Here is a 20,949-nt window from a genome sequence, read left to right on the forward strand (position 1 = left end):
ACCCTTATAATTTATCGGTTGTACTCGACGGGCATTCTGTGGTGCAATTTTGATTCATTATTTTTATTATTACAGAGCATGTCGTGACTCCATTCGCTTCCGCAATTTTGACTTGGTATGACGCCTATGGGCGAAAGCATCTGCCTTGGCAGCAAAATAAAACGGCCTATACGGTATGGCTATCAGAAATCATGCTGCAACAAACCCAAGTAACCACCGTGATCCCTTATTACCAGCGCTTTGTTGAACGTTTTCCTAGTGTTGCTGACTTAGCGGCGGCTCAACAAGACGAAGTGCTGCACTATTGGACCGGCCTTGGTTACTACGCTCGGGCGAGGAACTTACATAAAACTGCAAAGATCATTGTCGATCAGTATCAAGGCCAGTTTCCAACCGAGCTGGAGGCGATGAATGCGTTACCTGGTGTTGGTCGCTCGACAGCAGCGGCAGTGCTCTCTTCAGTGTTTAAAAAGCCGCATGCTATTTTAGATGGCAACGTTAAACGGACCCTAGCTCGCTGCTTTGCTGTTGATGGATGGCCGGGAAAGAAAATCGTTGAAAACCAGCTTTGGCTGCATGCGGAGCAACAGACCCCAAGCGTCGATGTCGATAAATACAATCAAGCGATGATGGACATGGGAGCGATGATCTGTACCCGTAGCAAGCCAAAATGTACACTGTGTCCAGTGGAATCCTTATGTATTGCCAAGCAACAAGGTAACCCCTTAGATTATCCTGGTAAAAAACCGAAAAGCGACAAACCAGTCAAGCAAACGTGGTTTGTCATTCTTTATCATCAGGGTCAAGTCTGGCTTGAACAACGCCCACAAGTCGGGATTTGGGGCGGATTATACTGTTTTCCACAACATACCGATCAGCAGATTGAAACAACGTTAGCGCATCGTGCTGTACAAGATAACCACATTCAATCTCAGCGCCCATTAATTGCCTTTCGGCATACTTTTAGTCATTACCATTTAGATATTACCCCGATTCTATTGGAACTGACTCATAAACCAGACATCATCATGGAAGGAACGAAAGGTCTTTGGTATAACTTACAACAGCCTGAAGAAATCGGCTTAGCAGCCCCTGTAAAGCAGTTGTTGCACAGCTTACCCTTTGAAATTCATCCGTAAACGATTAAGAGGAAGTCATTATGAGCCGCACGGTATTTTGTGCTCGATTACAGAAAGAAGCTGACGGTTTGGATTTTCAGCTCTACCCCGGAGAGCTGGGTAAACGTATTTTTGATCATATTTGTAAGCAAGCTTGGGCAGAGTGGCAAACCAAACAAACTATGCTGATCAATGAAAAAAAACTCAATATGATGGATCCTGAACACCGCAAATTTCTCGAAAATGAAATGGTCAATTTCCTCTTCGAAGGTAAAGAGGTCCATATTGAAGGTTATACTCCACCAAGCCAAGCTTGAGTTTCACAGATAATCTCTAGACAATTTGATCTTGCAGCTGTTTATTTTCGCTGCAAGATCAAATCAGCAGGGAAATTGATTTGCCTAGGAAAGCGATGAAAAAATCACTGTACTGTTTAACCACACTCTTACTCTTAGTCGGCTGCAGTCGTGAGTTTGTTGAACGTTTCTATGCGGTGGATTATGAGCCAACCAACCGTTTTGCAAAAAATCTCGCTCAATTACCCGGGCAATTTGAAAAAGACACCGCCGCATTAGATAGCTTGATCCTCAGTTTCTCTGGCAATATCGAACGCCGCTGGGGTAGCCGAGAAATCAAAATTGCTGGTAAAAGTAATTACGTAAAATACATCGATAATTACCTTAGCCGAACAGAAGTCAATTTTAGTGATGGTAAAATATTGGTTGAAACCATCTCACCCACGGATCCTCAAGGACACTTAAAAAGAGCGATCATCACCACGTTATTAACGCCTGACGATCCGGCTAGCGTCGATCTTTTTTCATCACAAAACATTGAGCTAAAAGGACAACCTTTCTTATACCAACAAGTTGTCGACCAAGATAAGCAACCCATTCAGTGGCGCTGGCGTGCCAACCGCTACGCCGATTACCTGATTGCTCATCACCTCAAAGTCAAACAAGTTGATTTTAAGAAAGCCTATTATGTTGAAATTCCGATGGTCGCGGATCAAATGCAGATCCGTAGCTACCAATACGCCGACATTGTTCGCCGAGCTTCCCGTAAATATGGTATTCCGGAAGATCTTATTTACGCGATCATCAAAACAGAAAGTAGCTTCAACCCTTATGCGGTCAGCTGGGCTAACGCTTATGGCTTAATGCAAGTAGTGCCGAAAACTGCGGGACGGGATGTGTTTAACTTGGTAAAAAATAAACCCGGTGAGCCAACACCTGAATACCTCTTTAATCCAGAAAATAACATAGATACCGGTACCGCCTATTTTTATCTACTCAAAAACCGTTATTTGAAAGATGTCCGTCATCCTCTTTCTCTTGAGTACAGCATGATTTCTGCTTACAACGGAGGCGCTGGCGGTGTTCTGCGAACATTCCATCAAGATCGACAGCGAGCCATGAATAATTTAAATAGCCTACAACCTAATCAGGTGTATTGGGCTTTGACCAACCGTCATCCTAATGCGGAAGCACGGCGCTACTTAGAAAAAGTAACTCAATTTAAACGAGAATTTAACGCGAAGTAATCTTTCACGCCCTACTTGCCTAAAATAGCGACACTTAAACCAGTTTTCTATTTTTTTTTAAAATAGTGGTTGACGTACAGAGGGAAAATCCGTTTAATAGCGCTCCGTTGCCCGGATAGCTCAGTCGGTAGAGCAGAGGATTGAAAATCCTCGTGTCGGTGGTTCGATTCCGCCTCCGGGCACCACAAATTTTATTGTTGGTGCTGTCGTCAGTAACAACAAGCAATAAATTAAGTGCGCCGACTTAGCTCAGTAGGTAGAGCAACTGACTTGTAATCAGTAGGTCACCAGTTCGATTCCGGTAGTCGGCACCATTTATTGCCTCGATAGCTCAGTCGGTAGAGCAGAGGATTGAAAATCCTCGTGTCGGTGGTTCGATTCCGCCTCGAGGCACCATATTAAAGCTGTTCCTCCTTAGCTCAGTTGGTAGAGCGACGGACTGTTAATCCGCAGGTCGCTGGTTCGAGCCCAGCAGGAGGAGCCACTTTTCAAAGCCCAGTCATTGACTGGGCTTTTCTTTATCTAAACATCACTGACGATCACTCGATTCCCTCTGCCCCGTTCCATGGTAGGCAAACGGTTTAAACTCATCAGTCGATACTCTGTTCTACACCTTACCGAGAAGATAAGGTGGTTTCCTTTTTGCGCGATTAAAAAACTTTTATCGCGGACAACGTTTAACCGCAAACCATTCACTTGTCCCAGCTTGAGCTTAATCAAACGATTCTTCCCTATCCGATTAGCGACACGATAAAGACGTTAAGTCGAAGGATAGGTAAGAATTTACCGCTGTTTCTGTTAGCTTTTCTAAACAAAAATGGATAAAAACAGCCCACTAAGTATAGAAAATCAGCAAACGAGTTTTTTTTTGCATTTTACTGTTGACGAAGGATCGGAAAACTCGTTTAATACACCCCGTTGCCTCGATAGCTCAGTCGGTAGAGCAGAGGATTGAAAATCCTCGTGTCGGTGGTTCGATTCCGCCTCGAGGCACCATATTCTGATAGAGATTGGTGCAAGCGCAACCAGTATCTTAACTGATAAAGTGAGCCGGCTTAGCTCAGTTGGTAGAGCAACTGACTTGTAATCAGTAGGTCGCCAGTTCGACTCCGGCAGCCGGCACCATTATCAAAAAATCTGTTCCTCCTTAGCTCAGTTGGTAGAGCGACGGACTGTTAATCCGCAGGTCGCTGGTTCGAGCCCAGCAGGAGGAGCCACTATTATTAACTGATGATACGTCATCCGTTATTAATGCCGACTTAGCTCAGTAGGTAGAGCAACTGACTTGTAATCAGTAGGTCACCAGTTCGATTCCGGTAGTCGGCACCATTATTAAAAAATCTGTTCCTCCTTAGCTCAGTTGGTAGAGCGACGGACTGTTAATCCGCAGGTCGCTGGTTCGAGCCCAGCAGGAGGAGCCAAATTTTAAAGCCCAGTCATTGACTGGGCTTTTTTTATGGTGATTCAATGGTGAGTAAAAAGGCTTATCCCTTTATAAGATAAGCCTTACTAGCACTAATCGTTACGCCTTCAATCAGCGTAAAGAAACGCGATCACTTAAACCCCTGCTCTTTCTTTATCAAATCATAAGCATGTTGGATCTCTTGTGATTTCTCTTTTGCCATGTTCATCATCTCAGGGGGTAAGCCTTTAGCCATTAATTTATCTGGGTGATGCTCATTCATCAATTTACGATAGGCCCGTTTAATGGTTTGTACATCCGCATCTTGATTGACACCCAGCACAGAAAAGGCATCCGCCAATCTATCTCGACTAGAGGGTTGCTGCCATTGACTTGAACCCGATGACCCGCCCTGCTGACCGGTAAAACCACCACTTTGCTGAAAACGAAACGCGGCTTCTTGCATACGTAAACGGCGCTCTAGCTGATCCGATGAGAATCCAAGTCCCTGAGCAATTTTATGTAGAACCTGACGCTCACTAGGATGTAAATCACCATCAGCAAAGGCAGCAGAAACTTGTAATTCAAGGAAGAATTGCATTAAATCAAATCGACCACCCGTAAAAAAACGGACATTTTCTAATGTTTGTTGCAAAGGAAAGTCGGCTTCCTTACCTTCGCGAAAAGCATCTTGTGCAGCGCGGCGCTGGTCACCATGCAAGTTCATTCTGTCCATCATAATACTGGCCAATTGAATCTCTTGCTGGGTGACTTGACCTTTCGCTTTGGCAACGTGTCCCATCACAGCGAAAGCGGATTTAAAGAATTCTTCTTGCCTCTCGGTTTGTGTTGGTCCTGAACTGAATTGTCCATTTGCAAACGGGTTTTGGCTTCGATAACGAGCCTTATCAAACTGGTGGCCAAGAAATAGACCAAAGATTGCGCCCAATGGGCCGCCAAATAGCAGGCCAAAGAAAGCGCCAAGAATTTTGCCAAAAATATGCATTATGTGCTCTCAATCTATGAATTTTTTAGGTGTGCTGTGGTCTGATAGTGCCGGGAGCGTTATTTTCCTTTATGATAAGGAAGCATTTTATTGACTTAACACTCTTAAAGTCGGAATCAAACAGAACAACAGGATAGTACAACTCGATGTCACGTTTTTCCCGCACATTTTTAGCCGCTTCGATCAGCGCCGCGCTCTTTGCGCCACAGACTCAAGCAGAAGCAACGGTGGATAACAGTGTGCAGGAACTGCCCACTCTTGATCAATGCCTAGTGAATGAACCCGAGTCGGAAAATCCGAATCCACAGCCTATCAAGGTCAAAGCGGATAAGCTAGAAGCAATTAGTGGTCAGCGCGCCACTTATTCTGGCGATGTCGTCGTTTTACAAGGACAAAAACAGATCCGCGCTAATAATGTGACACTCCATCAACAAGAAAATATTGTTGTGGCCGAAGGTAATGTGACCTTTAGTGATGGCCAAGTCAAAGCAACCTCAGATAGAGTGACCAATCAACTCAATATTGATCAAATCACATTAGAGAACACCCAATATCAGTTTTTATGTCAACCGGGTCGCGGTCATGCGGCTTATATCGCCAAAACCGGTAAAGCCATTTATGAGATTGAAGATGGCTCAATTACCTCTTGTCCAGAAGGTGATAGCGCTTGGCGTTTGCGTGCCTCAAGTATTGACGTTGACCAAGACGCTGAACAAGCGACGTTTTACAATCCTCGTTTAGAAATACAAAACGTCCCCGTGTTCTATTTGCCTTATCTCACCGTACCGATTGGCGATACTCGTAAAACGGGTTTCCTCTATCCAGATATTTCCTATGGTTCACGTGATGGTTTTGAAATCTCAGTTCCTTTTTATTGGAACTTAGCGCCTAACTACGATTTAGAAACCACTCTGCGTTATATGGATAATCGTGGGACTCAGTTAAATACCGTGTTTCGTTATCTCACCGAATTTGGTTCTGGTAGCCTCAAAGGTGAATTTTTACCTGATGATGAATTACATCCAGAACAAGGGAAACGTTGGGGTTTCCAATATCGCCACGATGGTATTTATCAACAAGCATGGAAACTGGATCTGGATTACTCCCGTGTCAGTGATGTCGAGTATTTTTCAGATTTAAGCTCAGGGATTGGTAATCGAGAAGATGGCCAACTGATGCAGCAAGCACGAGTGACTTACCGCTCTTCCGCATGGGATACCTCATTGTTGGCAAGAGACTTTCAAGTATTAACCGATAAAGATAACCTCCCCTATCGATTAATGCCGCAAGTCGCTTTTAACTACTATGCACCAGAGCTGCTGCGCTATCTAGATGTAGACATTAAAAGCCACATTTCACGTTTTGAAACCGATGCAATCGGTAAACCGTCGGCAACTCGTGCCCATATCGAACCCGGTATTAGCATCCCGCTAGGAAACACATGGGGAACATGGACCACAGAAGCAAGGCTGTTAGCGACCTATTACCAACAAGATTTATCTGGCGTGATCAGTAGTGATTACCAAGAATTAGAAGAAAGTGTATCAAGGGTTATTCCTGAATTCAGAACGCATGCCGGTATCGTCTTAGAACGAGACACCACGCTATTTAATGGCTATACCCAAACGCTTGAACCACAAGTTCAGTACTTGTATGTTCCAAAAGAAAACCAACAAAATATCGCACGTTATGATACGACATTATTACAAACCGATTACTACGGCCTATTCAGAAGTAGAAAGTACAGTGGCGTAGATTTTATCTCTGCCGCCAACCAAGTCAGCTACGGCGCATCAACGCGGTTTTTTGATGACCAATACAAAGAACGACTAAACATCGCGTTTGGACAAATTTTCTATATCGATAAAGGCTTAAAATCGAGTAATACCGATACGAGCCAAGTGGAAGATACGCAATCGAACTATTCCGCTTGGGCCGTAGAAATGGATTTTAATTACGATGATTTTCTCTTTTATCACGGCGGCATTCAGTACGACATCGACACCAGTGCGATGCAATTGGCCAACAGTACCTTGGAATACCGATTTAACGGCGGCTATCTACAAACCAATTATCGTTACGTTACCAAAGAGTATATCGAAGATACGGTGGGTGACAGTATTCCGGTGAGCAGTATTACTCGACGAGGGATATCTCAAGCAGGCCTACTTGGCGGCTATCAGCTTTCTCATAAATGGCATGTTACTGGACAATATTTTTACGACATGACGACCAATGAAGCACTGGAATGGCTAGTGGGCATTCGCTATACCTCTGATTGCTGGTACATGGGTTTCTCTTACAATAATCAGTTAAAAGATTGGAATAGAACCCCAAGTGGCAATTATCTGGGTTTCGAAGATCCAAACTATGAAAATAACTTTAGTTTTAACATTGGTATTATCGGCTTTGGCACCAAAGTGAGCTCCAGTGAAAGCATGGCTGGAATTAAAAGTTCTGATAATTCCTTGGGTTATGGACGCCCGTTTTTCTTAAATAATTAGGGCAGTAAATTTGGGCATCGTAGCCTAAAAAACTCTGAATTTTCCGAATATACCCAAACCACTTGAAGTTGCAGGTAGGCGGTAAGTGAGTGAGTCCCAATGAACATAGATAGACTATGTGATTGCGGTGCACGAACGTAGCCAACATCGCTGTAGCTTCAAGTAGAAAGGGGATAATGACCGTGAGCAACAACGATTAACGCTCGATAATGAATAGGATTTCTAATGAAACTGTGGACATTGGCTTTATATACGTTAACCAGCTTAGTGAGTATTGCGACGGTGCAAGCTCAACCCGTCGAGCTTGATCGCGTAGCCGTGATTGTGAATAGTGGGGTGATTTTGCAAAGCGATATAGACAGCGCCTTACTAACAGTAAGAGCGAATGCAAAAACAAACCAGCAAACACTCCCCCCTGAAAATATTTTGCGTGAACAAATCATCGAAAAACTGATTGTCGATACTTTGCAACAGCAAGAAGCCGATCGTATTGGGGTACGTATTGATGACAATACCCTAAATGACGCGATTACCGAGATTGCTCACAATAATCAACAAACACCGGAACAACTTCGCTTATCGATTGCTGAACAAGGATTAACCTACCCAGAATTTCGTGAACAGATCAGAAAAGAGATCGCCGCCAGCGAAGCACGTAACGCATTAGTACGCCGTCGTATTAACATTATTCCAGCCGAAGTCGATACCTTGGCAGAGCTGCTCGCTCAAGAAACCAGCGCGACCGTACAATATAAAATCAGCCATATTCAACTGCGTTTTAACGATGGACAAGACAAATCCGAGGTTGAAGCACAAGCCAATAAATTAGTCGCTGAACTCAACCAAGGCGCAGACTTTAGCACCATGGCCATCACCTATTCAAAAGGCCCACGGGCACTACAAGGGGGAGATTGGGGATGGATGCGTAAAGAAGAAATGCCGACGATTTTCGCCGACCAAATTAAAATGCAAAATAAAGGCAGTATTATTGGCCCATTTCGTAGTGGTGTCGGTTTCCACATTCTAAAAATTGATGATATCAAAGGCTTAGAAACGGTTGCGGTGACGGAAGTCAATGCACGTCACATTCTGATTAAACCAACGATTATTTTGAGCGATGAAGGTGCCAAAAATCAACTTAATGATTTAGTACGTCGCATCAATGCTGGCGAAGCCAGCTTTGCTGAATTAGCTCAGCAATATAGCCAAGACCCAGGCTCAGCAGCGCAAAATGGCGAATTAGGTTATCAAACACCTGAACTGTATGTTCCTGAGTTTAAACATCAAATCGAGACACTTCCGGTTGGAATAATTAGTGAACCCTTTAAAACCGTACACGGCTGGCATATTGTGGAAGTCTTGGATCGCCGCGAAGTTGACCGTACTGATGCCGCAATGAAAAATCGAGCTTATCGCATTTTGTTTAACCGTAAATTCAATGAAGAAGCCAGTACTTGGCTACAAGAGCTGCGCGCCGGTGCTTTTGTTGAAATCCTACAGGATGATCAAGATGACGATTAAACGTATCGTAGTCACCGCTGGAGAACCTGCCGGTATCGGCCCTGATTTAGTACTGGCACTATCGCAAAATGACTGGCCACATCAACTGGTGATTTGCGCCGATAAACAGATGCTCGCTGAGCGCGCCAAAGCACTGGGAATTGCAGTAAAGCTACTTGATTATCAGCCCGATCAAAAAGCCACACCGCAAAAAGCGGGGTATTTACTGGTTGACTCAATTGCCGTATCAGAACAGGTCATTGCTGGACAGCTCAATTCCGCGAACGGTCATTATGTATTAAAAACGCTAGAAAGAGCGGCATTGGGCTGTATGAATGGTGAATTTGATGCTATTGTCACCGGCCCAGTGCATAAGGGCGTGATTAATCGCGCAGGCGTCGCTTTTAGTGGTCATACGGAGTTTTTTGCCGAGCTATCCAATACCCCATTAGTGGTAATGATGCTGGCAACGGAAGGACTACGCGTCGCTCTCGTGACCACACACATACCATTGGCAACGGTCTCTGCTGCGATAACGGCTGAACGTCTAGAAAGCATCATTCGTATTCTTCACCATGATTTGGTCGAGAAATTTGCGATTGCTCAGCCGACAATTTATGTTTGCGGTCTTAATCCTCACGCAGGAGAAGAAGGGGTATTGGGTCATGAAGAGATAGATACCATCACCCCAAGTTTAGAAAAACTTCGCCGACAAGGTATCAATTTAGTGGGCCCTTTACCGGCAGATACCATCTTTAGCGAAAAATATTTGCAAAAAGCGGATGCCGTTTTAGGAATGTATCACGATCAAGTTCTCCCTGTACTAAAATACAAAGGCTTTGGTCGTTCAGTTAACATTACCTTAGGCTTACCTTTTATTCGAACCTCGGTAGACCATGGAACAGCGCTCGATTTAGCCGCAACGGGATTAGCCGATGTGGGCAGTTTTAAAACCGCTCTCGATCAAGCAATTGAATTAGTTGATAAAAAAACGCAATAACTTTGAGAACACTATGAGAAATGATGTCCATTTAGGGCACAAAGCGCGTAAACGTTTTGGTCAAAACTTTTTAAACGATCCTTATATTATTGATGGAATCGTATCCGCTATTAATCCTTTACCAGGTCAAAATTTGGTAGAAATTGGCCCAGGTTTAGGGGCCATTACAGAGCCCGTAGGCCGTGAAGTTGATAAGTTTACGGTGATCGAGCTCGATCGTGATCTAGCCGAGCGTTTACGCAACCATCCTGAATTATCGAGCAAGTTGACGATTCACGAAGGTGACGCCATGCGTTTTGACTTTCAGCAATTGGTTAAACCGAATAATAAACTGCGTATTTTTGGTAACTTGCCTTATAACATCTCGACACCGCTGATGTTTCATTTATTTGAATTTCACAAAGAAATTCAAGATATGCACTTTATGCTGCAAAAAGAGGTCGTCAACCGTTTAGCGGCAGGACCGGGTAGCAAAGCGTATGGTCGATTAACCGTCATGGCACAATACTACTGTAAAGTTGTTCCGGTATTAGAAGTCCCACCGAGTGCCTTTGTTCCGCCACCTAAAGTCGATTCTGCGGTGGTTCGTTTATTGCCTTACGAAGAACTACCGCACCCTGCAACGAGTTTAAAATGGTTGGATCGTGTCGTACGTGAAGGATTCAATCAACGCCGTAAAACGGTGCGTAACTGCTATAAAGGGTTATTGGATGATGAGACCTTTGCACAGCTTGCGATTGACTCAACGATGCGTCCAGAGAACCTGACCTTGCAGCAGTTTGTATCGATGGCAAATTGGCTTGATGCTCAGAATACTCAACCCGCATAAATAGACTAGGATGGCCAATGTGCCATCCTATATTTTCTTCGTTTTGTCATCCGAATCAGGAGTATTTATGGATATTACTCATCCTTGTATCAAGATTCAGGTTCAAACTAAGTACGTGCCAGAACAATCCCATCCTGAAGCGCACCGTTACGTTTTTGCTTATCTTATTACCATAAAAAATCTCAGTACCGAAACCGTACAACTCATCAGTCGCTCTTGGTTAGTAACCGACGCTAACGGAAAACAGATGCGGATTGAAGGGGAAGGCGTCGTTGGAGAACAACCTGTTATTGCCGCCAATGATGAGTATACCTACACCAGTGGCACGGCATTAGAAACGCCAGTTGGCGTCATGCAAGGCCATTATGGAATGATCAACAGCCTCGGTGAACCTTTTCTAGCTGAAATAGACCCTTTTCGCCTAGCCGTTCCCAACGTACTGAATTAAGGGAGTTTGTGTGGCAAATTACATTGTCGGCGATATTCAAGGCTGTTTAGATGAACTGCAGCTATTGCTCAAACAAGTCAACTTTCATCCTATTAGTGACACCTTATGGCTCGCTGGTGATTTAGTCGCGCGCGGCCCAAAATCACTAGAAACACTGCGCTTTATTCGTGACTTAGGACCCGCTGCAAAAACGGTGCTCGGCAATCATGATTTACATCTATTAGCCGTATCACTGGGCATTCATCCAGCCAAAAACAAAGATAAAACATTGGCCATTTTTGCTGCGCCTGACGCTGATGAGCTACTAGATTGGGTTCGCCAATGGCCACTCTTGTTAGAACACCCCGAGTTTGTCCTCACTCATGCGGGCATCTCACCCCAATGGAATTTACAAACCGCTCGAAAAGCTGCCCACGAGGTAGAAACGGTATTACGTAGCCAACGATGGCCATGGTTACTCACCAATATGTATTCCAATACTCCGGACTTATGGAATGAAGATTTACAAGGGATTGAGCGTTATCGCTATATCATTAATGCGTTCACTCGCATGCGCTTTTGCTTTTTTGATGGGCGTCTTGATATGGCGTGTAAACTTCCTCCCGCTCAAGTGAGTAGCCACGAGCTAATGCCTTGGTTTGCCCTACCCCAAAGGATTGAGTTAGAAAAAACGGTGATTTTTGGCCACTGGGCAGCGCTAGAGGGCTACTTCAGTCCAAACGTAATTGGCTTAGACACTGGCTGCGTATGGGGCGGGCCGCTGACCATGTTACGTTGGGAAGATAAACAGTATTTTGTGCAAAAAGCTCTTTAAAATGATTATAACAAATGTTGCTGGCACTACCGCCAGCAACATTTGAAGTAAAAAGTGCTTATAACTACTTTCTCTCAAGCACTACAAAATGCATATCAAACTGGTTTTCAGTATCTTTATTATATTTTCGTTGTTCTGCTACCTTCCAATCAGATCCCCATTCAGGAAATCTAGTATCACCATTGATATCAGCTTCGATAAAAGTCAAATATAGTCTTTTAGCTAAAGGTAAAAAAGCTCTATAGATGGAACCACCACCAATGACCATTATTTCATCCACATTACCAGCAGAATTAATAGCTTCTTCAACAGACGAGACAACTGTAACACCTTCAATGTCTAGTGACGAATCACGACTTATTACAATATTATGGCGTTCAGGTAATGGACGACCTATAGATTCATATGTCTTACGCCCCATTACAACAGGCTTACCTAACGTATGTTCTCGAAACCAAGCAAAGTCAGCTGGCAAATGCCAAGGCATCGAATTCTCGTTACCGATAATCCGAGAACTAGCATTAGAAAGATACATATCTTGAGATTTATCTATCTTACCGCCATGGGCCATAGCCGCGATCATGCTAATTAACACGTCAAATATACCTTAGAATTCTTGAAGAAAACGGATTATACCTAATTCCCTTCTTAGTACAAACCATTGCCCTTATACAATGGGTTTGCGACGATAGAATAACAGCCCGGGTATTGCTAAGCCAACTGCTAATCCCGCAATGATAAACATCGCTTTTAAGAAGTTTTCCATTAAACTCGCAAACAGCTCAGGTTTAAAGCCTAAATGGTGAATTTCTACCATCGCAATCATTGCCTTATAAGCAAATACACCGGGAACCATAGGAATTAATGCTGCTACGGTAAAGACTTTAGGATGAGCCAAAAATCGTCTCGACCACTGAACACCAATCATACCCACAATCCCTGCCGCAAACAGGCTCGCCCACTCAATCGGAATACCAAAATGCAGCATCAAATAACGCGATCCATGACCGATCGCGCCTCCTAAAGCGCAATACTTTAATGCTGGGACTGGGACATTAAAGATCAACGCAAACCCAACAGCAGGAATCGAGGCAAACAACATATCGTTGATTAACCCGAGTAATAAATCCCAACTCACCAGCGCTACCATCCCCACACTCCCGTCACGCTCATCGCGGCAATAATCCCTAAACTGGTTGCTAAGGTCAGTAAGCTTGCCATCACAAAGCGAGCGATACCCATATTGATGTAACCTTTCAGCATATCAGAAACCGAGTTGATCAATGGAAAGCCCGGTACCAGCATTAATACTGAAGACGCCATCACGATGGTTGGTTTATTACCAAGCTGATAGATCACCGCTTGAGTAGAAATGAGTGACGTGACAAACGCTGTCGCCGCAAAATTAAGTAAAGGGTTAAATTGGCGATGACCAATCTCTTGGCGCACCATCATGCCGATGGCAGAAGCGATAAAGGTCATTAGAAACACGATTCCATCACCACCAGCCAAACGACTAAACGCCGCGCATGACAAACCGATCATCACCACCACTAACCATCGGTTATAACGCTCTGGCGTTATTCGTTCAAGTTTGTGCTGTGCCATCGAGTAATCGAGTAAGCCTCGCTCCATCAAAATACAAATACGCTGGATCTGGGTCACGACTCGCATGTTAATGCCTCGATCAGCACAACGTCGAGCGGTGGTAATACAATGCTGATGATAAACGGTAGTCACCACTAATGAGCTCGCAGAGAGCGAGACTTCCACTTCATCCATGCCAGAAGCCAGCCCCATACGTCGCATAATATCGCCAACCAAAGTACTTTCTGCACCATGTGCGAGTAACATTTGACCCGCTTGAGCAATCAAACGTGAAATTGCTCGTTGTTTGGATGTCATGATTCCATTCCTAACTGCCTTGATTTATCTAAGGCCTAGTTTGCAACAAAATGTGTCGTGACGATATGATTTAGAATATAAAAAAAGCCGCAATCAAGATTGCGGCTCACTAACGTTAAACATCAAGTGGATCATTCACGGACATAAATAACATGACCGTCGTCTTCTTCATCATCCCAATCATCGTCGTCGTCATCTTCGTCAATGATCGGTTGATTGGCAATGGCATCTTTGTGGTAATCATTCCACATAAATTCCACTTTTTGCTCTTCAGAAATCTCTTCTTGCTGACGAGGTAAGGTTTCCATAAAGTCAGCTAACTTCATGCACAACTCTTTGGTACCCTGACGATTAATAGCAGAAATCTTAAAGTATTGATCTTCCCATCCCAGTGCGTCCAAAACGTTTTGAATCACTTCATTGGCTTCTTGCTCTGGCATGAGATCGGTTTTATTGAACACTAACCAACGTGGTTTTTGAGCCAATTTCTCACTGTATTGCTCAAGCTCATCAAGGATCGTTAATGCATTTTGAACAGGATCGCTTTGATCTGCAGGCATGATATCGATCATGTGTAGCAATACTCGACAACGCTCTAGGTGTTTCAGGAATCGAATACCTAGCCCAGCACCTTCCGCAGCACCTTCAATCAACCCGGGAATATCAGCAACAACAAAACTCTTTTCAGGGACGACACTCACGACACCTAAACTTGGGATCAAGGTTGTAAAAGGATAATCAGCCACTTTAGGCTTTGCTGCCGATACGGCACGAATAAAGGTTGATTTCCCAGCATTAGGCAAGCCAAGCATACCGACATCAGCAAGCAGAAGTAGCTCTAAACGCACTTCTCTCACTTCACCTTTAGTACCCATACTTTTCTGACGCGGAGCACGGTTTACCGACGATTTAAAACGAGCATTGCCTAAACCGTGCCAACCACCTTTAGCAATCATCACCTTTTTGCCATGCTCAGCGACTTCAGCGATCACTTCATTAGTATGGATATCAACCGCACGTGTACCAACAGGAACGCGCAATACTTTGTCTTTACCACGCTTGCCAGTACAGTTCGCACCACGCCCATTTTCTCCGCGCTCAGCGTCGTAAAAACGCTGAAAACGGTAGTCAATCAGTGTATTTAGGTTTTCATCAGCCAGTATATAAACATCACCACCGTCACCGCCGTCACCACCATCTGGACCGCCTTTGGTAATGAATTTTTCACGCCAGAAACTGACCACGCCGTTGCCGCCGTCACCAGCCTGAACTTTTATTACCGCTTCATCAACGAATTTCATTTGTTACTCCGCACAATTTGCGCTGCAATACCATTGCTTATTAATAGTATCAATTTTTTAGCAGGAGACATTAATCAGCGTCTCATCTCTGCTTTAGAACACATAACAAGTCAACCCAAACAATAGGGATCACTAGTTATAAGCACTTTGCCGATAAATAAAAAACCCCACCAAACGGCAGGGTTTTTAAATTCAGCGAGAAACTAAACTTATTCAGCTTCGATGCTAACGAATTTACGGTTCTTAGGACCTTTCACTTCGAATTTCACTTTGCCATCAGACAGAGCAAAAAGAGTGTGGTCTTTACCGATACCAACGTTATTACCAGCGTGGAACTTAGTACCACGTTGACGAACGATGATGTTACCTGCTAATACAGCTTCACCACCGAAACGCTTAACACCAAGACGTTTACTTTCTGAATCGCGGCCGTTACGAGTAGAACCACCAGCTTTTTTGTGTGCCATTGTTAAACTCTCCTAATAACTTAAGCGTTGATACCAGTGATTTTCACTTCCGTGAACCACTGACGGTGACCCTGTTGCTTACGAGAGTGTTTACGACGACGGAACTTAACGATTTTGATTTTATCGCCACGACCGTGTTGTACCACTTCAGCAGTCACTTTACCGCCCTCAACTAGAGGAGCACCAACTTGAATTGCTTCACCATTAGCGATCAGAAGAACTTTATCAAATTCTACTGTTGCGCCAGTTTCAACGTCTAATTTCTCTAAGCGAAGAGTTTGACCTTCACTTACACGGTGTTGTTTACCACCAGATTGGAAAACAGCGTACATATTTTACTCCGCTCTTTCCGCACAGCCTATGCTAACATTTTTGAGCAAAAAGGGTGTGCGCTAAACTAATCATCAATAGGGCGCAGATTCTACGTGAATGGCGTCCCCATGACAAGCCATATTTAAAAAAAATTGGCGAAAAGCTAATCGCCAAACAAAAGTGCGGCAATCATGCCTTTAAGCCATGTATTAATCAATATTTTTTAGTGTATTATTCACTAACTCAAGCAGAACATAATGCCTTACAAGCTCTAACTTCAGCCGGATTTATGATGGATTTTAAAGCTATCCAAGCGCTTACTGCCGATGACATGGCAAAAGTGGATAAAACGATACTTGCTCAACTCAATTCTGACGTTTCCCTTATTAATCAACTGGGGTTTTATATCGTCAGTGGTGGCGGTAAACGCCTACGTCCATTACTGGCCATTTTGTCAGCCAAAGCCTTAGGCTATCAAGGTGAGGGGCACACCATGGCTGCTGCGTTTATTGAATTTATTCATACGGCAACTTTGCTACACGATGATGTGGTGGATGAATCCGATATGCGGCGAGGTAAAGCCACTGCCAATGCGACGTTTGGTAACGCCGCTAGCGTACTGGTGGGCGATTTTATCTACACCCGCTCTTTCCAAATGATGACCGAACTTGGTTCGATGAAAATTCTCAAGTTGATGAGCCATTCCGTCAACGTTATCGCTGAAGGTGAAGTGCTGCAATTAATGAACTGTAACGATCCCGATACTACGGAAGAGAGTTATATGCAGGTCATTTACTCAAAAACAGCACGATTATTCGAAGCCGCCACGCAAATTGGAGCGATGTTATGTGATGCCTCTCCCGAAGTTGAGCGGGCGATGCAAAACTACGGTAAATATTTAGGTACTGCCTTCCAATTGATTGACGATGTGATGGATTACACCGCTGATGGCAAAGAAATGGGCAAGAATGTCGGTGATGATCTCGCAGAAGGTAAACCCACGCTTCCTTTGCTGCATGCAATGCGCAATAGCCAAGGAGAACAATCGGCGATGATTCGTGAAGCGATTGAAAAAGCCAATGGGATGGAGAAATTAACGGCGATTTTAGCAACGATGCAGCAAGCAGGCTCATTAGAATACACCACCGCTAAAGCGCAACAAGAAGCCGATAAAGCGATTGCCGAATTGGCTATTCTACCCGAAAGTGACTACAAACAAGCATTGATCGCTTTGGCTCATATGGCGGTCAAACGCAGTAAGTAATAAGACTCGTAAGCGAGCTCAGTCTTATTACTTCATTCACTTGTCGCCCCGACTCAAGTAAGGCGACAAGTGAGTCTTTGCTGGTTATCTAAAACCACCCTTGCCAGATTAAACCAAAGGCAAACAAAGCACATAGGGTTAAAGTGCCAGCACCGAGTTTCTCTCGTCCCAGAAAAGGCTGCACTCCCTGCTCTCGTTTGGCTTTAATATAAAAAGCAATACCAGGCAGATACAGCAGGCTTGAAAGCAATAAATAATGCAATCCAGAGGCATACAACAACCAAGCACCGTAAAGCGTTGCTCCACATCCTATCAGTAATATTTTGCCTTGTTTAGACTCACTAAGCGCCAACTTCAGTGTGTAAGCGCCGACCAAAAAGTACGGCACTAAGATCATTTCCGAAGCAAAAATCAGCAAGGTGTCGTAGGTACTACCAGCAAACATCACAACGATTAATGACACTTGGATACAAACGTTGGTTAACGTCAATGCACTCGCTGGGCTACCTGCCGCGTTTTGTTTCGCCAACCGAGCGGGAAACATACCGTCTTTTGCCCCTAAAAATGGCGCTTCCGAAGCCAACACTGTCCAGCTTAAAAATGCGCCACAAACAGAGATAATTAAACCAATCGCAATAATATACTGCCCCCAAGGACCCAGTATCTCGGTTAGTACTCTCGCCATCGACGGATTCTGATAGCTGGCTAGCTCGACGGGGATAATCACGCCCATCGATAACAATGTCACTAAGACATAAATGGCTAACGCAGTCAGTAAACCAAAGATTGTCGCCCGTCCAATATCACGTCGCACCCGAGCTCGGTTAGAGACCACCACCGCTCCCTCGACCCCAATAAATACCCAAACGGTAATCAACATGGTGGCTTTGACTTGCGACCATAAATCGTGCTCAGCGCCAAAGTGGAGTCCCGTAAAGTCGACCGTAAACGTCTGCCATCGAAAAGCGACCATGGCACATAGAATAAACAGTACCAACGGGATCATTTTCGCGCAGGTGGTCACCAAATTGATCAACGCTGCCGTTTGCACGCCACGTAAAACCAGCCAATGCACTAACCAAAGAAGTACCGAGGCACCCGCAATCGAAATCAACGTATTACCATCGCCAAAAATAACCCGATCAGGCGTATCAAACAGCATGCCGAAAGTACTAAAGACAATCACTAGATAGGAAACATTAGCGACCATCGCACTGAACCAGTATCCCCAGGCCGAACAAAATCCAGCGAAATCACCAAAGCCAGCACGGGCATAACCAAACACACCGCTATTAATCTCTGGTTTATGGATCGCTAATTGCTGAAATGATAGGGCAAGGAAGATCATACCGATCCCGGTAATACACCAGCCAATCATCACCGCTAAAGGACTCGCCACTGCTGCCATATTTTGCGGTAGGCTGAATACCCCAGCCCCGATCATAGAACCGATAACCAAGGCGGTTAAAGAGCCTAAACCTAATTTGTTATCCATGATTATTTCCAACCTTGCTTCTGGAAAACGCTATAGTAGTCAGAAATAGCATTCAATAGCAGACTCAACGTGATCCACTTCACTAACAAAGCCAACGTTTTTACACATTCATTGCCAACGATCAAATCTATGTCAGATTGCGCCATAAAATAGCCTTAGCTACCATAAAAAAGGCCAGATAATACTATTTTTCCAGAATTAATGAATAAAAATTTAATCTAATGCCACTTTTATGACTACTTTCATAGATAAAAAATTCAAACAATCAAAAGCTTAATCATCATTTGAAACTGAGAAAAACACGCTCGAATAATATCGCTCTACAACACATCAACCGATGCAGTGCGGCTTACTATATCTAAACAATTTGGCGTTGCAGGTAATCGGCAAGTAAGCGAGTCCCCATGAGCCTAGACAGACTCTATGATTGAGGTGAACGACCTAGCCCCCCTGCAAGCTTCAAGTAGGAAAGGGATAAAGGATGATGAATCGCAGAGAAGAGAACCTTAAGAATGGACGATCAATTCTTGATCTTTTAGGAAAGATAAGAAGGATGGTTGATACGGGTTTTAGATCATAAGATCATCGCCCAAAAAAAATGCCACGAAGTCAAAACCTGCGGCATTATTCTTAGTTTTCATGCTTTACCATAACGACTACCAATACGCACGCTGGGTGAGCGAACGAAATAGCGAGTCAAATGATCTTACGTCTAACGATCGTTATTTAACGAACTCAACGCCGATCTCAATGTCTTTATTGAGCGTTTCTAACATACCGTCGAGCGCTGCTTTTTCAAAGTCACTCAATGGTCCGTAGCTCAGCACTTCCTCAACACCATTTTTACCCAGTTTAATCGGTTGAGCAAAGAAAGGAGCGTGTTCGCTACCACCTTCAACATAAGCGTATTCAATCACTGACTCGCCTTGTAGTGCTTTCACTAAAGAGAGGCCGAAACGGCACGCAGCCTGTCCCATTGATAGTGTTGCCGAGCCACCACCCGCTTTGGCTTCCACAACTTCAGTGCCCGCGTTTTGAATGCGTTTAGTCAGCGCTGCAATTTCCTGCTCAGTAAACTCAACACCATCAACTTGTGACAGTAAAGGGAGAATCGTTACCCCAGAATGGCCACCAATCACAGGCACATGGACTTCGCTAGGATTTTTGCCTTTTAATTCCGCCACAAAAGTTTCAGAACGGATAACATCCAGTGTCGTGACACCAAATAGCTTGCGCTTATCGTAAACACCTGCTTTTTTCAATACTTCAGCCGCAATAGGCACGGTTGTATTGACCGGGTTAGTGATGATCCCAATACAAGCGGTTGGACAAACGTTGGCGATTCGTTCAGCGAGTGATTTGACGATTCCAGCGTTAACATTGAAAAGATCCGCCCGATCCATTCCCGGCTTACGTGCCACACCTGCCGAAATCAGCACAACATCCGCGCCTTCTAATGCAGGCGTTGGATCTTCACCGCAATAACCTTTGATCGACACTGGCGTTGGAATATGACTCAAATCAGCAGCCACACCAGGCGTCACTGGAGCGATATCATACAAAGCAAGATCTGAACCAGCAGGAAGATGATTTTTTAATAACAGAGCTAGGGCTTGACCGATGCCGCCAGCGGCACCAATAACAGCGACTTTCATCGTAATTCTCCTTGAGAGTGAATCTTTTATATGTTTTGGTAGGGTATCTTTTTATCCGATATCAAAAAGCTATAGCAACTACATCTTGATTACAATCAATTAACCTCAGCTTTGCGACTTTGCGCAATTCCTCACTAAGACGCGACCGCTCGTTAGGCATTATGAGGGGATTTATCAGTTATGACAAAGCATTAGCCCCCATTGATAAGCAAACGACTGAGCGTTACAGATAGGCGACAAGTGAGAGAATCCCCATGAGCATCGATAACGCTATGATGAGGGTAAGCGAGCGTAACCAATCCCACTGTAGCGACAAGTAAGAAGGATATAAACGTAAATACGGTATTTTTACAGTGACCATTTAGACAGTTTTCGACGATAATTTG

The 20,949-nt window shown here is 44.2% G+C and carries 19 protein-coding genes and 9 tRNA genes; 19 read left to right on the top strand and 9 right to left on the bottom strand.

The window, feature by feature from the left end:
- Positions 1 to 83 precede the first annotated feature (83 nt).
- The 12 genes from mutY to FKN93_RS07025 all read left to right on the top strand — a co-directional run bounded on the left by mutY (position 84) and on the right by FKN93_RS07025 (position 4,082).
- The gene (gene mutY / locus FKN93_RS06970; protein WP_161425471.1) at positions 84 to 1,139 is read left to right on the top strand and encodes an A/G-specific adenine glycosylase; all 1,056 of its coding nucleotides are present in this window, start codon (positions 84 to 86) and stop codon (positions 1,137 to 1,139) included.
- A gap of 20 nt (positions 1,140 to 1,159) precedes the next feature.
- A complete protein-coding gene (locus FKN93_RS06975; RefSeq protein WP_004396066.1) occupies positions 1,160 to 1,435 on the top strand; it encodes an oxidative damage protection protein in 276 nt (91 codons plus the stop codon).
- 95 nt (positions 1,436 to 1,530) lie between these two features.
- On the top strand, positions 1,531 to 2,661 hold the full coding sequence (mltC, locus tag FKN93_RS06980; protein ID WP_004396067.1) for a membrane-bound lytic murein transglycosylase MltC: 1,131 nt from the start codon (positions 1,531 to 1,533) through the stop codon (positions 2,659 to 2,661).
- A 109-nt stretch (positions 2,662 to 2,770) separates the two neighbouring features.
- Positions 2,771 to 2,846 (top strand) — tRNA-Phe (locus FKN93_RS06985).
- Between the two features lie 53 nt (positions 2,847 to 2,899).
- Positions 2,900 to 2,975, top strand: a tRNA-Thr gene (locus FKN93_RS06990).
- Positions 2,976 to 2,981: 6 nt separating this feature from the next.
- Positions 2,982 to 3,057, top strand: a tRNA-Phe gene (locus FKN93_RS06995).
- Positions 3,058 to 3,069: 12 nt separating this feature from the next.
- A tRNA-Asn gene (locus FKN93_RS07000) sits at positions 3,070 to 3,145 on the top strand.
- A 436-nt stretch (positions 3,146 to 3,581) separates the two neighbouring features.
- Positions 3,582 to 3,657, top strand: a tRNA-Phe gene (locus FKN93_RS07005).
- Positions 3,658 to 3,710: 53 nt separating this feature from the next.
- Positions 3,711 to 3,786: transfer RNA gene (locus tag FKN93_RS07010), tRNA-Thr, on the top strand.
- A 16-nt stretch (positions 3,787 to 3,802) separates the two neighbouring features.
- Positions 3,803 to 3,878: transfer RNA gene (locus tag FKN93_RS07015), tRNA-Asn, on the top strand.
- 36 nt (positions 3,879 to 3,914) lie between these two features.
- Positions 3,915 to 3,990, top strand: a tRNA-Thr gene (locus tag FKN93_RS07020).
- A gap of 16 nt (positions 3,991 to 4,006) precedes the next feature.
- Positions 4,007 to 4,082 (top strand) — tRNA-Asn (locus tag FKN93_RS07025).
- Between the two features lie 132 nt (positions 4,083 to 4,214).
- Here the strand turns inward: FKN93_RS07025 and djlA are convergent.
- Positions 4,215 to 5,069 carry a co-chaperone DjlA gene (djlA, locus tag FKN93_RS07030; protein WP_158144308.1) on the bottom strand — a complete coding sequence of 285 codons (855 nt, stop codon included), beginning with the start codon at positions 5,067 to 5,069 and terminating at the stop codon, positions 4,215 to 4,217.
- A gap of 146 nt (positions 5,070 to 5,215) precedes the next feature.
- Between djlA and lptD the strand changes: the two genes are divergently transcribed.
- The 6 genes from lptD to apaH all read left to right on the top strand — a co-directional run bounded on the left by lptD (position 5,216) and on the right by apaH (position 12,164).
- Positions 5,216 to 7,573, top strand: a complete 2,358-nt coding sequence (gene lptD, locus FKN93_RS07035) for an LPS assembly protein LptD (protein ID WP_170904738.1) — start codon at positions 5,216 to 5,218, stop codon at positions 7,571 to 7,573.
- A gap of 225 nt (positions 7,574 to 7,798) precedes the next feature.
- Positions 7,799 to 9,094, top strand: a complete 1,296-nt coding sequence (surA, locus tag FKN93_RS07040) for a peptidylprolyl isomerase SurA (RefSeq protein WP_154169252.1) — start codon at positions 7,799 to 7,801, stop codon at positions 9,092 to 9,094.
- The gene (pdxA, locus tag FKN93_RS07045) at positions 9,084 to 10,073 is read left to right on the top strand and encodes a 4-hydroxythreonine-4-phosphate dehydrogenase PdxA (RefSeq protein ID WP_170904739.1); all 990 of its coding nucleotides are present in this window, start codon (positions 9,084 to 9,086) and stop codon (positions 10,071 to 10,073) included. Before surA ends, pdxA begins: the two co-directional genes overlap by 11 nt.
- A 13-nt stretch (positions 10,074 to 10,086) precedes the next feature.
- Complete coding sequence (rsmA, locus tag FKN93_RS07050; protein WP_154169254.1) at positions 10,087 to 10,902, top strand: 16S rRNA (adenine(1518)-N(6)/adenine(1519)-N(6))-dimethyltransferase RsmA; 816 nt, start codon at positions 10,087 to 10,089, stop codon at positions 10,900 to 10,902.
- Between the two features lie 67 nt (positions 10,903 to 10,969).
- The gene (gene apaG / locus FKN93_RS07055) at positions 10,970 to 11,350 is read left to right on the top strand and encodes a Co2+/Mg2+ efflux protein ApaG (RefSeq protein WP_004396073.1); all 381 of its coding nucleotides are present in this window, start codon (positions 10,970 to 10,972) and stop codon (positions 11,348 to 11,350) included.
- A gap of 10 nt (positions 11,351 to 11,360) precedes the next feature.
- Positions 11,361 to 12,164 (top strand): bis(5'-nucleosyl)-tetraphosphatase (symmetrical) ApaH, encoded by an 804-nt coding sequence (gene apaH, locus FKN93_RS07060; RefSeq protein WP_170904740.1) that lies wholly within the window; start codon positions 11,361 to 11,363, stop codon positions 12,162 to 12,164.
- 64 nt (positions 12,165 to 12,228) lie between these two features.
- Here the strand turns inward: apaH and folA are convergent, their stop codons facing one another.
- From folA to rplU, 6 genes are all read right to left on the bottom strand, one after another.
- Entirely contained in the window at positions 12,229 to 12,699 is a 471-nt protein-coding gene (gene folA, locus FKN93_RS07065) for a type 3 dihydrofolate reductase (protein ID WP_170904758.1), read from the bottom strand.
- A 132-nt stretch (positions 12,700 to 12,831) separates the two neighbouring features.
- Positions 12,832 to 13,305 carry a threonine/serine exporter family protein gene (locus FKN93_RS07070; protein ID WP_161425480.1) on the bottom strand — a complete coding sequence of 158 codons (474 nt, stop codon included), beginning with the start codon at positions 13,303 to 13,305 and terminating at the stop codon, positions 12,832 to 12,834.
- Between the two features lie 2 nt (positions 13,306 to 13,307).
- A complete protein-coding gene (locus FKN93_RS07075; RefSeq protein WP_004396077.1) occupies positions 13,308 to 14,069 on the bottom strand; it encodes a threonine/serine exporter ThrE family protein in 762 nt (253 codons plus the stop codon).
- Positions 14,070 to 14,200: 131 nt separating this feature from the next.
- Entirely contained in the window at positions 14,201 to 15,370 is a 1,170-nt protein-coding gene (gene cgtA / locus FKN93_RS07080) for an Obg family GTPase CgtA (RefSeq protein ID WP_004396078.1), read from the bottom strand.
- 209 nt (positions 15,371 to 15,579) lie between these two features.
- Entirely contained in the window at positions 15,580 to 15,837 is a 258-nt protein-coding gene (gene rpmA / locus FKN93_RS07085; RefSeq protein WP_004396079.1) for a 50S ribosomal protein L27, read from the bottom strand.
- Between the two features lie 20 nt (positions 15,838 to 15,857).
- A complete protein-coding gene (rplU, locus tag FKN93_RS07090) occupies positions 15,858 to 16,169 on the bottom strand; it encodes a 50S ribosomal protein L21 (RefSeq protein ID WP_004396080.1) in 312 nt (103 codons plus the stop codon).
- A gap of 272 nt (positions 16,170 to 16,441) precedes the next feature.
- On the opposite strand from rplU, the gene ispB reads away from it, so the two are divergent.
- On the top strand, positions 16,442 to 17,413 hold the full coding sequence (ispB, locus tag FKN93_RS07095) for an octaprenyl diphosphate synthase (RefSeq protein WP_154170703.1): 972 nt from the start codon (positions 16,442 to 16,444) through the stop codon (positions 17,411 to 17,413).
- Positions 17,414 to 17,501: 88 nt separating this feature from the next.
- Here the strand turns inward: ispB and FKN93_RS07100 are convergent, their stop codons facing one another.
- Positions 17,502 to 18,908 (bottom strand): basic amino acid/polyamine antiporter, encoded by a 1,407-nt coding sequence (locus tag FKN93_RS07100; RefSeq protein WP_158144312.1) that lies wholly within the window; start codon positions 18,906 to 18,908, stop codon positions 17,502 to 17,504.
- Positions 18,909 to 19,630: 722 nt separating this feature from the next.
- Positions 19,631 to 20,563 carry a malate dehydrogenase gene (gene mdh, locus FKN93_RS07105; protein ID WP_004396084.1) on the bottom strand — a complete coding sequence of 311 codons (933 nt, stop codon included), beginning with the start codon at positions 20,561 to 20,563 and terminating at the stop codon, positions 19,631 to 19,633.
- Between the last annotated feature and the right edge of the window lie 386 nt (positions 20,564 to 20,949).

This window comes from Vibrio sp. A8-1 (genome assembly GCF_013048685.1).
Classification (GTDB): Bacteria; Pseudomonadota; Gammaproteobacteria; order Enterobacterales; family Vibrionaceae; genus Vibrio; species Vibrio metschnikovii.